General features: G+C 64.2%; 15 protein-coding genes. 6 read left to right on the top strand and 9 right to left on the bottom strand.

Translation table 11 applies throughout. The annotated features are described in order from the left end of the window. Nucleotides 1-338: 338 nt before the first annotated feature. Entirely contained in the window at nucleotides 339-944 is a 606-nt protein-coding gene (locus tag LB520_RS16445) for a DUF1236 domain-containing protein (protein WP_224638177.1), read from the bottom strand. A 362-nt stretch (nucleotides 945-1,306) separates the two neighbouring features. Here LB520_RS16445 and LB520_RS16440 point away from each other — a divergent pair, with 362 nt between their 5' ends. Both LB520_RS16440 and LB520_RS16435 read left to right on the top strand, forming a co-directional pair. Beyond that, a complete protein-coding gene (locus LB520_RS16440; RefSeq protein WP_095770031.1) occupies nucleotides 1,307-2,110 on the top strand; it encodes a lytic transglycosylase domain-containing protein in 804 nt (267 codons plus the stop codon). A gap of 259 nt (nucleotides 2,111-2,369) precedes the next feature. After that, nucleotides 2,370-2,657 carry a GIY-YIG nuclease family protein gene (locus tag LB520_RS16435; RefSeq protein ID WP_224638176.1) on the top strand — a complete coding sequence of 96 codons (288 nt, stop codon included), beginning with the start codon at nucleotides 2,370-2,372 and terminating at the stop codon, nucleotides 2,655-2,657. Nucleotides 2,658-2,820: 163 nt separating this feature from the next. On the opposite strand, the gene LB520_RS16430 is transcribed toward LB520_RS16435, so the two are convergent. Continuing rightward, nucleotides 2,821-4,041 carry an argininosuccinate synthase gene (locus LB520_RS16430; RefSeq protein WP_224638175.1) on the bottom strand — a complete coding sequence of 407 codons (1,221 nt, stop codon included), beginning with the start codon at nucleotides 4,039-4,041 and terminating at the stop codon, nucleotides 2,821-2,823. Nucleotides 4,042-4,202: 161 nt separating this feature from the next. On the opposite strand from LB520_RS16430, the gene LB520_RS16425 reads away from it, so the two are divergent. After that, nucleotides 4,203-4,844 carry a LysE family translocator gene (locus tag LB520_RS16425; protein WP_224532687.1) on the top strand — a complete coding sequence of 214 codons (642 nt, stop codon included), beginning with the start codon at nucleotides 4,203-4,205 and terminating at the stop codon, nucleotides 4,842-4,844. 3 nt (nucleotides 4,845-4,847) lie between these two features. Here the strand turns inward: LB520_RS16425 and LB520_RS16420 are convergent, their stop codons facing one another. The 3 genes from LB520_RS16420 to LB520_RS16410 are packed head-to-tail and all read right to left on the bottom strand — an operon-like array spanning nucleotide 4,848 to nucleotide 6,726. Then, nucleotides 4,848-5,315 carry a hypothetical protein gene (locus LB520_RS16420; protein ID WP_224638174.1) on the bottom strand — a complete coding sequence of 156 codons (468 nt, stop codon included), beginning with the start codon at nucleotides 5,313-5,315 and terminating at the stop codon, nucleotides 4,848-4,850. Beyond that, the gene (gene rlmN, locus LB520_RS16415; protein WP_224532681.1) at nucleotides 5,312-6,544 is read right to left on the bottom strand and encodes a 23S rRNA (adenine(2503)-C(2))-methyltransferase RlmN; all 1,233 of its coding nucleotides are present in this window, start codon (nucleotides 6,542-6,544) and stop codon (nucleotides 5,312-5,314) included. The genes LB520_RS16420 and rlmN overlap by 4 nt, the downstream gene beginning before the upstream one ends. Beyond that, nucleotides 6,541-6,726, bottom strand: a complete 186-nt coding sequence (locus LB520_RS16410) for a hypothetical protein (protein WP_224638173.1) — start codon at nucleotides 6,724-6,726, stop codon at nucleotides 6,541-6,543. Before LB520_RS16410 ends, rlmN begins: the two co-directional genes overlap by 4 nt. A gap of 182 nt (nucleotides 6,727-6,908) precedes the next feature. On the opposite strand from LB520_RS16410, the gene LB520_RS16405 reads away from it, so the two are divergent. Together LB520_RS16405 and LB520_RS16400 are read left to right on the top strand one after the other, a co-directional pair. Beyond that, nucleotides 6,909-7,208: a hypothetical protein gene (locus LB520_RS16405; RefSeq protein WP_140546497.1), complete on the top strand. Its 300-nt coding sequence runs from the start codon at nucleotides 6,909-6,911 to the stop codon at nucleotides 7,206-7,208. Between the two features lie 179 nt (nucleotides 7,209-7,387). Beyond that, a complete protein-coding gene (locus LB520_RS16400; RefSeq protein WP_224638172.1) occupies nucleotides 7,388-8,737 on the top strand; it encodes a chloride channel protein in 1,350 nt (449 codons plus the stop codon). Between the two features lie 67 nt (nucleotides 8,738-8,804). Here LB520_RS16400 and LB520_RS16395 read toward each other — a convergent pair whose 3' ends face one another. From LB520_RS16395 to LB520_RS16385, 3 genes are all read right to left on the bottom strand, one after another. After that, on the bottom strand, nucleotides 8,805-9,308 hold the full coding sequence (locus tag LB520_RS16395) for an invasion associated locus B family protein (protein ID WP_224638171.1): 504 nt from the start codon (nucleotides 9,306-9,308) through the stop codon (nucleotides 8,805-8,807). Between the two features lie 257 nt (nucleotides 9,309-9,565). Continuing rightward, nucleotides 9,566-9,928 carry a YkvA family protein gene (locus tag LB520_RS16390; protein WP_224638170.1) on the bottom strand — a complete coding sequence of 121 codons (363 nt, stop codon included), beginning with the start codon at nucleotides 9,926-9,928 and terminating at the stop codon, nucleotides 9,566-9,568. A 612-nt stretch (nucleotides 9,929-10,540) separates the two neighbouring features. Next, the gene (locus tag LB520_RS16385; RefSeq protein WP_224638169.1) at nucleotides 10,541-10,834 is read right to left on the bottom strand and encodes a 4a-hydroxytetrahydrobiopterin dehydratase; all 294 of its coding nucleotides are present in this window, start codon (nucleotides 10,832-10,834) and stop codon (nucleotides 10,541-10,543) included. A 49-nt stretch (nucleotides 10,835-10,883) separates the two neighbouring features. On the opposite strand from LB520_RS16385, the gene LB520_RS16380 reads away from it, so the two are divergent. Further along, entirely contained in the window at nucleotides 10,884-11,399 is a 516-nt protein-coding gene (locus LB520_RS16380; protein ID WP_224549610.1) for a low molecular weight protein-tyrosine-phosphatase, read from the top strand. Here LB520_RS16380 and thpR read toward each other — a convergent pair. Continuing rightward, nucleotides 11,306-11,899 carry an RNA 2',3'-cyclic phosphodiesterase gene (gene thpR / locus LB520_RS16375; RefSeq protein WP_095769997.1) on the bottom strand — a complete coding sequence of 198 codons (594 nt, stop codon included), beginning with the start codon at nucleotides 11,897-11,899 and terminating at the stop codon, nucleotides 11,306-11,308. The genes LB520_RS16380 and thpR overlap by 94 nt on opposite strands. Between the last annotated feature and the right edge of the window lie 104 nt (nucleotides 11,900-12,003).

Here is a 12,003-nt window from a genome sequence, read left to right as displayed (position 1 = left end):
GGCTGTATTGTGTAGGAGGTCGGTGGTTACCGCGCGATTACCTTGCTTTGAGCCGGGACTGACTGGATCGCGTTGAGGGCACGAACATCGAATTCGTACCACGGAACACTAACGCGCGATCACGACGGTAGGAGATTAGCTGGAACGCCCATCTCGTCGTCATCCTCGGGTCTGCGCGTCCGCTTCGCTTCCGCTCCGCCCGTGGATGACGAAGTTCGGACGCTTCGGCCAATCCCAAACGTGTGCATTGAACGCAGGCAAGCCGGCTGAGCCGTCAGCACGGAAAAGAAACGGCCGCCATCGCCGGCGGCCGCTCGTTTGACGACGATCAAGCCCGATCAGCGCATCACATAGACGATGCGCCGCGTGCCGGGGTCGACCAGCGCCGGCTGGTTGTTCACATAGACATAGCGATACCGGTAATCGGGGATCTCGCGCAGCTCGACCGTGTCGGGCAGCGTGGCTCCGGTCACCACCTCGCCCTCGAGATAGACCGGATCGACCCGGTGCGTGGTGACATAGGTGCCGACCTCGGCCGGCGGTCTGCCGATCGATTCGATGGCATCGTCGCCGGGAACGATGGCGCCGGTGTAGCTGTCTGTGGTGTAGATGTTATCGGTCGGCGGCGACGCGACGGCGATGCCGGCATTGGCCGGCCGGCGTGTCAGCACGACGCGGCTGCCGCCGAAATCGCCCGTCACATAGTCGGAATAGACCCAGCCATTGCCGCCCGCTTCGGCGATCGTGCACCATTTGCTGTTCGCGATACAGCCGGTGAGCGTTGCCGACTGGCCGGCGGCCAGCACGCCAATCACGGGATATTGCGGGCCGGGGCCGGCGCGCACATTGAGATCGGCCACCGCCGAGACGGCGGTGTCGGCCAAGGCCGTGCCCGACATGGCGAACAGCGCGCCGGCAAGCGCCGGAAACAGTACGCGTTTCATGTTTTCACTCCGTTTTTCCACGCTCCCTCGCGGTCGGAAACGAAACCAAGGCTTATGCGTTCCGGCTAAAGCGCCTTTCGGCCGCTCACGAATTGTTCCATGATTTCTCGGGGTTGCGGTCAAAAGGGCGTGAGCGGGCGCAAGGCGCTTTTAGCGCGGCAAGTTCCGCCGGACCGACGCCAATGACCACGACGTCAATGTCTTTCATGAGGCAGGCCCGCCACACCTGATGGCCGATCGCAGGCAATTGCCCTTCTTTCGCCAGCGTCGGGTGTCATGTCCCCTGCGAGGACGGTGACAACCGGGCGTTTCGCTGGCAAATTCGCAGCCGGGACGTGATTCAAGGCAACCAGGAGAAGGACATGGCATTTTTTGCCAAAAGAAGGATTTTCGCGGTCGCCGCGGCGGTGGTGGCGATGCTGGGGTTGGCGACAGGCGCTGAAGCCGCGGCCAGCTGCGGCAAGAACGGCGCCGGATTCGACGCCTGGAAGCAGGACTTTGCCGCCGAGGCCAAGGCCAACGGCGTCGGCCAAAGGGGGCTTTCGGCGCTGGAGGGGGCGACCTACGCGACAAGGACGATTTCGGCCGATCGCGCCATCCACAAGGCTTTCAGCGGCTCGGTCGAGGCTTTCATGAAACGCCGCGGGGCGTCCGCGATCATCTCGAGAGGCCGCGCATTGAAGAAGGCCAACGCGGCGATGTTCGCCGATATCGAGCGGACCTATGGCGTGCCGCCGGGCGTGCTGCTCGCCATCTGGGGCATGGAAACCGGCTTCGGCGCCTCGATGGGCAATCAGAACACGGTGTCGGCCATTCTGACGCTCGCCTATGACTGCCGCCGCCCGGACTATTTCACCCCGCACGCCATCGCGGCGCTGAAGCTCGTCGATCGCGGCGCGCTGAGCGCTTCCTCGGTCGGCGCCATGCATGGCGAGATCGGCCACACCCAGTTCCTGCCCGGAAACGTGCTGAAATATGGCGTCGGCAGCGGCAACCTGCGCGACCGCAACACGGCGCTGGCTTCCACCGCCAACTATCTCAAGGCGCATGGCTGGCAGGCCGGCGCGAGCTACGAGGCCAATATGGGCGCGATCGCGGGCTGGAACTCGGCCAGCGTCTACCAGCAAGCCATCGCCCGTATCGCCGAGGCGATTGACGCGGATTAATCGAGGTCGTCATTCCACGGAAAAGCTCGGCCAAGAGCCGGGCTTTTTTGTTTGTGGAGATTGGCGAAAGCCGGGAAAATGGGGATCACTTCCCTCGGGGCGCCTTGGGGCCTCGCGGAGCGACCTGTGCTTCGTCATTCTAGGGCGGAGCAAGGAGCGGAGCGACGCGCGCAGACCCTAGAATCCATGCCATGGCATTGGCCGTAGAATGCTGCGGTCCAGAATAGGCGCCGATGGCTGCGCCAGCTAGGATCGCCAGATGACCGGCTATGTCTACATGACTGCTAGCCAGAAAGGGGGCACGATCTATATCGGTGTCACCAATGACCTTGCCCGCCGCATACCCGAGCACAAGAATGGCCAAGGTTCCAGCTTCGCCAGCCGTTACGGTGTGCAGCGTCTCGTCTGGTACGAGGAATATTTCGACATCGCTGATGCCATCCAGCGTGAGACGTCACTGAAACGCTGGCCACGGCGATGGAAGATTGAACTGATCGAAAAGAGCAATCCGGAATGGTTCGAGCTGTTTCGTGGAATTGGCTGGTGAGCGTTCTGCACCCTGGCGGCTCTCGACCGTCACGGCATGGATTCTAGGGTCTGCGCGCGTCGCTTCGCTCCTTGCTCCGCCCTAGAATGACGAAGGACAGGTCGGCGGGACAGCACCCCCTCTGCCCCACAGGACATCTCACCCGTAGGGGAGATCCGCAATTTCAGCGACGGTTCCTTGCCGCGAGCGTCCTGAGGCGCAGCCCGTTCAACCGGATGAAGCCCTCGGCGTCCTTCTGGTCGTAGGCGCCGCGGTCGTCCTCGAAGGTGACCAGCGCATCCGAGTAGAGCGTTTTCTTCGACTTGCGGCCGGTGACGATGACATTGCCCTTGTAGAGCTTCAGCCGCACCGTGCCTTCGACGTCTTCCTGGCTCTTGTCGATCATCGCCTGCAGCATCACGCGCTCGGGCGAGAACCAGAAGCCGTTATAGATGAGCTCGGCGTAGCGCGGCATGAACTCGTCCTTGAGGTGCGCGGCGCCGCGGTCGAGCGTGATCGATTCGATCGCGCGGTGGGCGGCGATCAGGATGGTGCCGCCGGGCGTCTCGTAGACGCCGCGCGACTTCATGCCGACGAAGCGGTTCTCGACCAGGTCGAGGCGGCCGATGCCGTTGTCGCGGCCGAGGTCGTTGAGCGCCGCCAGCATTGTGGCCGGCGACAGCTTCTTGCCGTTGAGCGCGACAGGATCGCCCTTGAGGAACTCGATCTCGATCTCGGTGACGACATCGGGCGCATCCATCGGCGAGACGGTGCGCTGATGCACGAATTCCGGCGGCTCGCTCCACGGATCCTCCAGCACCTTGCCCTCGGATGAGGAGTGCAGGAGGTTGGCGTCGACCGAGAACGGGGCGTCGCCGCGCTTGTCCTTCGGCACCGGGATTTGATGCTGCTCGGCGAAGTTGAGAAGGTCGGTGCGCGACTTGAACGACCAGTCGCGCCACGGCGCGATGACCTTGATGTCGGGGTTCAGAGCATAGGCCGAAAGCTCGAAGCGGACCTGGTCGTTGCCCTTGCCGGTGGCGCCATGGGCAATGGCGTCGGCGCCGGTTTCCTTGGCGATCTCGACCAGATGCTTGGAGATCAGCGGCCGGGCGATCGAGGTGCCGAGCAGGTAGGTGCCTTCATAGACGGCGTTGGCGCGGAACATCGGGAAGACGAAGTCGGCGACGAATTCCTCGCGCACGTCGACGATGCGGATGTCCTTGATGCCCATCATCTCGGCCTTGCGGCGCGCCGGCTCGAGCTCACCACCCTGGCCGAGATCGGCGGTGAAGGTGACGACTTCGGCGCCGAGCTCGGTCTGCAGCCATTTCAGGATGATGGAGGTGTCGAGGCCGCCGGAATAGGCGAGCACGACTTTCTTGACGTTCTTGGTCTTGGACATTTTTGGCGGTTCCGCGGGAAAATAGCTTCGCGGGCGAGGTATCACGGCCTTTCCGGGCGGCGCAAGAGACGAAGGTGAGCAGGAGAACCCCATCGCCGCGGCTGGCGCGACTGGGGCAGCCGCGTTATAAACTCGCAAACCATCACGACACCGGGCCTTCCATGTCCTTCATTCCCGACACTTCGACGCTCATCCAGTTCGCCATCGCCACCGTCATCCTGGCGATCACGCCTGGGCCGGACATGACGCTGTTCGTCTCGCGCACGCTGAGCCAGGGCCGCGCCACCGGCTTTGCCTCCATGGCCGGCGCGCTCTGCGGCACGCTGATCCACACCACGCTGGTGGTCGTCGGCATCTCGGCGCTGATCGTCGCCTCGCCGATGGCCTTCTTCGTCTTGAAGATTTTTGGCGCCGGCTATCTGGTGTTCCTGGCTTTTCAAGCGGTGACGAAAGGCTCGGCCTTTTCGCCGGAGAAGAGGACGGGACCGCAGGTTTCGCTGTTCCGCAGCTGGGCGGCCGGGCTCGGGGTCAACCTGCTCAACCCCAAGATCATCCTGTTCTTCATGACCTTCCTGCCGCAATTCGTCTCCGCGCACGATCCGAACGCGTCCGGAAAGCTGTTCTTCCTCGGCGTGATGTTCATCGTGCTGTCGATCCCGGTGACGGCGCCGATGGTGCTGGCGGCGGAGAAATTTTCGGCGGCGATGAAGGCAAGCCCGCGGGTGACGCGCGTTGTCGACTATCTGTTCGGCGGCGTGTTCTCGGCCTTCGCGCTCAAGATCCTGACCGCGCAGGCGAAGTAGGGCTCACGGCTCGGCATCAAGCAGCGCCTCGCGCCGCCAGCTTCGGGCCCAGCGGCCGGCGGAGAGCCAATAGAAGATGCCGCCGACCATGCCGGCGCCGATCACGGCCAGCCGGGCATTGGTTTCGGTGACATCGAAATTGGCGTCGCCCACATTATGCACGAAGCCGAGAAAGACGACGGCGATGATGGCGCCGCCCAGCGCGTAAAACAGCCAGTCGCGCCGGCCGAGCACTTCGGCGGTCAAAATGACGACCGCCGCCGGCATGAAGGCGAAATAGGCGACGAACAGCGCCACGAAAGGCACCGAGAAATAGAGCGAGGCGGTCGCCGCCGGCTCCGGATCGGCCGGGGTGTAGCCCAGATGCGCGAGGACCAGGATATTGAGAAAGGTGCTCGCCGCCAGCGAGCCGACGATATAGCCGACCAGAATGACGGCGAAGCGGACGAGATAGGCGATGATGCGCCTCACGCCTCGCCGTGCCCTGCGATCATCATGGCTTCGAGCGCCAGCCGGTCGACCTTGCGCATGCGCTCGGACTCCGACTTCAGCTGGCCGCAGGCGGCGAGGATATCGCGGCCGCGCGGGGTGCGGATCGGCGAAGCATAGCCGGCATTGTTTATATAGTCGGCAAACTTTTCGATCGTTTCCCAGTCCGAGCACTGGTAGTTGGTGCCCGGCCACGGGTTGAACGGGATCAGGTTGATCTTGGCCGGAATGCCCTTGAGCAGCTTGACCAGCGCCTTGGCGTCGTCGAGGGAATCGTTGACGTCCTTCAGCATCACATATTCGAAGGTGATGCGCTTGGCATTGGAGAGGCCGGGATAGGCCTTGCAGGCGGCAATCAGCTCCTTCAGCGGAAACTTCTTGTTGATCGGCACCAGCAGGTCGCGCAGGTCGTCATTGGTGGCGTGCAGCGAGATCGCCAGCATCACGCCGATCTCCTCGCCGGTGCGGAAGATTTCCGGCACCACGCCGGAGGTCGAAAGCGTGATGCGTCTTTTTGACAAGGAAAGCCCGTCGCCGTCGGAGGCGATCAGCAGCGCCTTCTTCACCGCCTCGAAATTATAGAGCGGCTCGCCCATGCCCATCATGACGATGTTGGATACCTTGCGGCCCTCGGCCGGCACGATGGCGCCGTCCGGCGTGTCGCGGTCGGGGAAGTCGCCGAGGCGGTCGCGCGCGGTGAGCAGCTGGGCAAGGATCTCCTCGGCTGTGAGGTTGCGCACCAGCTTCTGCGTGCCGGTGTGGCAGAAGGAGCAGGTCAGGGTGCAGCCGACCTGGGAGGAGATGCAGAGCGTGCCGCGGCCTTCCTCGGGAATGTAGACGGTCTCGATCTCAACGGGCCGGCCGGCGCCGCGCGGCGGAAAGCGGAACAGCCATTTGCGCGTGCCGTCGGCAGAGATCTGCTCCTCGACGATCTCGGGCCGGGCGACGGTGAAATGCTTGTCGAGCTCGGCGCGCAGGTCCTTGGAGATGTTGAACATATGCGCGAAGTCGGAAACGCCGCGCACATACATCCAGTGCCAGAGCTGCTGGGCGCGCATTTTTGCCTGGCGCTCGGGCACGATGCCGGCGCCGACAAGCGCCTCGCCGAGCTCGGCACGGGTCAGGCCGATCAGCGACGGCTTCTCGGCCGGTGCTGCGCGGCGCAAGGCATCACGTGCGCCTTCGGCGGTAAGATCAAGCGAAATGGTCATGGTGGCGCCAATATAAGCGATTTGCGGCCGATTTCAGCATCGGCCGCCAGGAAGCGCGGCGCATAGCACAGCTCGGCGCCGGAGTCATGGGTGGGCTTTCCTTCCCCCTTGCGGGAGAAGGTGGCCGAGCGAAGCTCGGTCGGATGAGGGGTGCTCCAGCGGAGTGAGGCGTTGGTGTTCACTGGAACACCCCTCATCCGTCTCGGCGCTGCGCGCCGATCCACCTTCTCCCACAGGGGGAGAAGGCCGCGACTGGCGATGGCCCTTGAAAACAGATCACATATTCGTGTTGGCGTAACCAATCGAAACGCATCCGCGAACCTGAAAGGGGCGACCATGCCCCTCAACAATGGGAGTTGTTCAAATGCACTCGATCAAGTTCGCACTCATTGCCGGCCTCGCCGGTCTTTGCGCCTCGCAGGCCCTTGCCGAGGACACGATGGGCGCCATGACGATGATGAAGGGCGGCCAGGTCACCGCTATCATGCCGGACGGCCACATGGGCACCATGATGCCGGACGCCAAGATGAGCGCCGAGATGATGAAGATGGCCAAGCCGATCAAGCATTGCATGATGATGATCACCGACGCCAAGGGCAAAGCCTACATGGTCGACACGTCGACCAAGAAGGCCCAGGCCGAATGTGAAAAAATGGCGATGTGACCTCGCCGATCCTGCGCGCCGACCTCCCCGCCGGCCGGTGCGCCGGCGGGTTATCCGCCATCCGGCAACGTCCCCTTGAGCACTGCTCCTCGACCTGACTGACATGGCGTCGGGCTCGCCCTCGCGGGTTGATCGACCCGGCGAGTGTGCTAGGGCGGGTAACCATCACGAGGACGGTCATGGCCGGCATATCCCGAAAATACCGCATGCTGCGGCGTTCCCACGCCATGTGGATGTCGCGGCGCGTCTGGCAGCCGCGCCTCGTCTTCTGGGCCGGCGCCATCTCGATCGGCCTGATCAGCATCCTGTTCGCCCTGCTCGCCGACCGGGCGCAGGCCCTGTTCCATCTCATGACGGGCAATGACGGCGGCTGGCGCTTCTATCTGCCGCTCGTCGTGACGCCGCTCGGTTCCGTCCTTTGCGCCTGGCTCGCGCATTCCTTCTTTCCGGGCTCGCAAGGCAGCGGCATTCCGCAGGCGATCGCGGCGCGGCATCTGCGCGACGAGGAAGACCGCAGCCGGATCCTGTCGCTGAGGCTGGTGGTGGGCAAGATCGCGCTGACCATCGTCGGCATCGCCTGCGGCGCCTCGATCGGGCGCGAAGGCCCGACAGTGCAGGTCGGCGCTTCGCTGATGCTGCAGGCGGCGCGCTGGGGCGGGATGGCGCAGGCGCGCGGCCTGATCCTGGCAGGCTCCGCCGCCGGCATCGCCGCTGCCTTCAACACGCCGCTTGCCGGCATCGTCTTCGCCATCGAGGAAATGGGCCGGGCCTACGAGGCGCGCACCAACGGGCTGGTGCTGACGGCGGTGATCCTGGCTGGCCTCGCCTCGCTCGGGCTGCTCGGCAACTACACCTATTTCGGCGTCGCCAGGGACACGGTCGCCTTCGCCACGGACTGGCCGCTGGTGCTCGCCTGCGGAATCATCGGCGGCGGTGTCGGCGCGCTGTTCTCGCTCTCGGCGCTGAAGGTCATGCGCCGCATCCGGCGCTGGAACACGCTGCAGCCGCTACCGCGCACGCTGGTCGTGGCGGCTGTCTGCGGCCTGGCCGTCGCCGCGATCGGCATCGCCTCCGGAGGATCGACCTTCGGGACCGGTTATGTGCAGGCGCGCGGCGCGATCGAAGGCACGCCGCTGCCGGCCTTCTTCTTCGTCGAGAAGTTCGCAGCCGGCCTCTTGTCGATGGTATCGGGCATTCCCGGCGGCCTCTTCGCGCCGTCGCTGGCGGTGGGCGCGGGGCTGGGCAGCACGCTCGGCCTGGTCTTCGGCACGGCCACCGGCACGGCGGCGCTGCTCGGCATGGCCGGCTATTTCGCCGGCGTCGTGCAGGCGCCGATGACGGCCTTCGTCATCATTCTCGAGATGACCGGCAACCACGACAATGTGATCGCGCTGATGTGCGCGTCGATGCTGGGCTACGGCACGGCGAGGCTGATCTCCAACGAACCGCTCTACCACGCGCTGTCGCGCGTCTTCATCGCCGAGGCGATCCGGCGGCGCAGGGCGCAGCCAGAGTCCGCGCAGGGGTGAGCGCCATCCCAAACAAAAGGCCGGGCATAATGTCCGGCCTTGCGTCAGGTTCGGATGCGGTTCCCGCCTATTTGCACTTGGCGATCGAGGCCAGCGCGGCCGAGATGCCTTTCAGCGAGAAGACGTAGGAGGTGGGATTGCCGCGGCCGGACTTGGCCTGAACCTTCATGTCGGAGCCGGTCTTCATGGCGGCGATCAGCACCGGCTCTTCCGCCGCGTTCTCGACCCAGGCCGACTTGCCGCGGGTGAACATCGAGAAGCTCTTCTTGTCGATGGTGACGGTGGCCTTCGAGCCTTCCTGGAAGTTGTAGCCCGCGATGAACTGCGGCTCGTAGGAGACTTGCTGTCCGGGACGCTGGCTGACGAAGAAGAACATGTCGCCATGGTCGAGCGACGGCGGCTGCTTGTCGGTGGGCACGGTCAGCACATAGCAGACCTTGCCGGCGGCCGACTGATAGCTGTAGGTGCCCCAGGCATTGTGCTGGCCGATCTTGGTCGCCTGCTGCGCCAACGCCGGCGCCGCCGAGGCCGCCAGGACCAGGCAGGAAACTATAGCAATCAATCCGCGCATCGTTCTTCCCGTATTCCAAATGGAGCGGAGGCGGGCCGCGTGGCGTCCTGCCGTCGCTTCATTTTGATTTAATCAGGGTTACCAAACGGTGAATTGTCCTTGAAGAAAAGGAACCCACCCCAGGAAACCGCCACCATCCGAGCCGCCATCGTGGATTGATGCCGGCGCGACGTCCCGGCGCGGAGTTGGATGCCACGAAAACGGCAAGAGTTTGTCTTTTCGTCCGCGCCGATTTGCGGGCCTGAAGCGAGCCGGGATCAGCTCTTGTCCGCCAGCGCGGCTTTGGCGGCCTGTCTGTGGGCAGGCGTGATATGCGCGCTGACGGCGGTGATCGCCGCGGTCAGCACGGCAAGGTCGTCGGTGAAGCCGAGGCCGACGACGAAATCGGGAATGAAATCGAACGGCAGGACGAAATAGCCGAGCGCGCCGAGCAGGGTGGCCTTGGCGCGCAACGGCGTGTCCCTGTCCATGGCGCAATAATAGGCGGCGACAACCTCGTCCATGAACGGAATCTGCCGCGCCGCCTTCTTGGCGGTGCGCCAGAATTTTTCGCGGACCTCGCCTTCGCCGGCGAGCTTGTCGCCGAAGCCGAAGAAATCGAAACCGGTACCTTGCGCCATCAATCGCTCCTTGGCGGTCGCGTGCATCGTTGCGGGCGGCTCGCCGCGGGAAAATGTGGTGAAAGCGGGAGGCGGCTACAAGAGTTTAGGAGGCGCGCCGACCTGAAAATCGAACTCGCAACAATAACCAGCGTGGCAATCGCCTCAGTGTGGTGGTTGGCCAAGGCATCCCTCCGATCGTCATCCACGGGCGGAGCAAGGAGCGAAGCGACGCGCGCAGACCCGAGGGTCCATTCCGTGACATACGAGCGCCGCTCACGGTGCAGAATTCTGCTCCGCTGCAATTCTCGGCAAAGGTCACGGAATGTCGCTTCGCTCCTTGCTCCGCCCTGGAATGACGAAGCCAGGCTGCTTACGGTGCAGAATCCTGCTTCGCTGCATTCCTCGGCCAAGATCACGGAATGGCCAAGGTCACGGAATGGATCCTCGGGTCTGCGCTCCGCTTCGCGTCGCTTCGCCCGTGGATGACGAGGTTGAGAGGCTTTGGCCAATCGCGAACGTTCGCCATGATCTGCACCGCCGCGACGCTCGTAGGTCACGGAATGGATTCCAGGGTCTACGCGCGTCGCTTCGCTCCTTGCTCCGCCCTGGAGTGACGAAGTCCGCTCGCTCTCAGCCGAAATACACGTTCATCCGCTTGGCGAGCTCGATATCGAGCGCCGTGACGCCGCCCGCGTCATGCGTGTTCAGCGTCACGTCGACGGTCTTGTAGACATTCGACCAGTCCGGGTGATGGTCCATCTTTTCGGCCGCCAGCGCCACGCGCGTCATGAAGGCAAAGGCCTCGGAGAAATTCTTGAAGACGAAGCTGCGCTTGATGGAGGCGCCGTCGGCGGCGAGCGACCAGCCCTTAAGCTCCGCAAGCGCGGCGACGATCGCTTCCTTATTGAGTTTTTCCCTGTTCATGTCCGGTCCCTGTGCTATTCGCAGATGATCCAACCATAGCGCCGGATCGATGAGCGCAAAGCCCATAAAATCCATTCTGTTCGTCTGCCTTGGCAACATCTGCCGCTCGCCGCTGGCCGAGGGCGTGTTCCGCGCCGTCCTGACCGAGCAAGGCAAAGACCAGGGTCTGGTGATCGATTCGGCCGGGACGGGCGGCTGGCATGCCGGCCAGGAGCCGGACCGGCGCTCGATCGCTGTGGCGGCAAGGCACGGCGTCGACATTTCAGGGCAGCGGGCGCGCAAGGTGCTGCCGGAGGATTTTTCGCGGTACGACCTGATTCTCGGCATGGACCGGGCGAATGTGCGCGACCTCAAGGCGCTGGCGCCGCAGGCCGCGCACGACCGCATCCATCTCTATCTGGATTTTGCCACGGGAAAGGCCGTGGACGTTCCCGATCCCTATTACGACGGCGCCGAGGCCTTCGCCTCGGTCTACCGCATGATCCGCGAGGCGTCGGATGCGCTGGCGAAGCGGCTTGGGGCCAGCGCTTCGCCGACCAGCGGCCAGGCTTCCTCGACGATGTAGGGGCCGCCGCCGACCGAATCGCGCGACGACATCAGGACGAAGCGGCCGACGCGGAAGGGCAATGCCGCGAAATTGCCGCGCGCCGAAAGATATTGCGCGACATCGAGCGGGCTCCCATTGCGCAGCCGCGCCAGCGTCACATGCGGCGAAAACTTGCGTGGGTCGGCCGGCAGGCCGAGCCGCTGGCAGATGCGGTCGATCTCGCCCTGCAGCGCCGTCAGGTCGGGCGAGGCCGACACGCCGGCCCACACCGCATGCGGCTTCTTGCCGCCGAAGGCGCCGACCCCGGAGAGCGTCATCTGGAAAGAGGGGCGGTCGACCCTGTCGAGGGCGTTGGCGATTTCGTCGGCGACATGGCCCTCGACATCACCGATGAAGCGCAGCGTCAGGTGGTAGTTTTCGACATCGATCCAGCGCGCTCCGGGCAGCCCGCCGCGGAGCAGGGACAAAGAGAGTGCGGCATCACGCGGAATTTCGAGGGCGGTGAAAAGACGTGGCATGTAAAGCCTCCTGTCCTCGAATCGAAACTCTCGTTCCTAGCGAATCATCGATATTGGCGCGGGGCAAGCGGTTTGTTGTCCACAAAGTTTCCCCAGCGGAAAGC

This window comes from Mesorhizobium sp. CA12, from assembly GCF_020165255.1.
In the GTDB taxonomy this organism is placed as follows: Bacteria; Pseudomonadota; Alphaproteobacteria; order Rhizobiales; family Rhizobiaceae; genus Mesorhizobium.
Note: the sequence above shows the minus strand (reverse complement) of the source record. Positions and strands in the feature narration are given on the sequence as shown.

Excerpts from the sequence above, each read along its gene's own strand:
- LB520_RS16400 (WP_224638172.1), top strand. The coding sequence starts at position 7,388 with ATGGCCGGCATATCCCGAAAATACCGCATGCTGCGGCGTTCCCACGCC.
- LB520_RS16390 (WP_224638170.1), bottom strand. The coding sequence starts at position 9,928 with ATGGCGCAAGGTACCGGTTTCGATTTCTTCGGCTTCGGCGACAAGCTC.
- LB520_RS16380 (WP_224549610.1), top strand. The coding sequence starts at position 10,884 with ATGAGCGCAAAGCCCATAAAATCCATTCTGTTCGTCTGCCTTGGCAAC.
- thpR (WP_095769997.1), bottom strand. The coding sequence starts at position 11,899 with ATGCCACGTCTTTTCACCGCCCTCGAAATTCCGCGTGATGCCGCACTC.
- LB520_RS16405 (WP_140546497.1), top strand. The coding sequence starts at position 6,909 with ATGCACTCGATCAAGTTCGCACTCATTGCCGGCCTCGCCGGTCTTTGC.
- LB520_RS16445 (WP_224638177.1), bottom strand. The coding sequence starts at position 944 with ATGAAACGCGTACTGTTTCCGGCGCTTGCCGGCGCGCTGTTCGCCATG.
- LB520_RS16395 (WP_224638171.1), bottom strand. The coding sequence starts at position 9,308 with ATGCGCGGATTGATTGCTATAGTTTCCTGCCTGGTCCTGGCGGCCTCG.
- rlmN (WP_224532681.1), bottom strand. The coding sequence starts at position 6,544 with ATGACCATTTCGCTTGATCTTACCGCCGAAGGCGCACGTGATGCCTTG.
- LB520_RS16440 (WP_095770031.1), top strand. The coding sequence starts at position 1,307 with ATGGCATTTTTTGCCAAAAGAAGGATTTTCGCGGTCGCCGCGGCGGTG.
- LB520_RS16435 (WP_224638176.1), top strand. The coding sequence starts at position 2,370 with ATGACCGGCTATGTCTACATGACTGCTAGCCAGAAAGGGGGCACGATC.
- LB520_RS16385 (WP_224638169.1), bottom strand. The coding sequence starts at position 10,834 with ATGAACAGGGAAAAACTCAATAAGGAAGCGATCGTCGCCGCGCTTGCG.
- LB520_RS16430 (WP_224638175.1), bottom strand. The coding sequence starts at position 4,041 with ATGTCCAAGACCAAGAACGTCAAGAAAGTCGTGCTCGCCTATTCCGGC.
- LB520_RS16425 (WP_224532687.1), top strand. The coding sequence starts at position 4,203 with ATGTCCTTCATTCCCGACACTTCGACGCTCATCCAGTTCGCCATCGCC.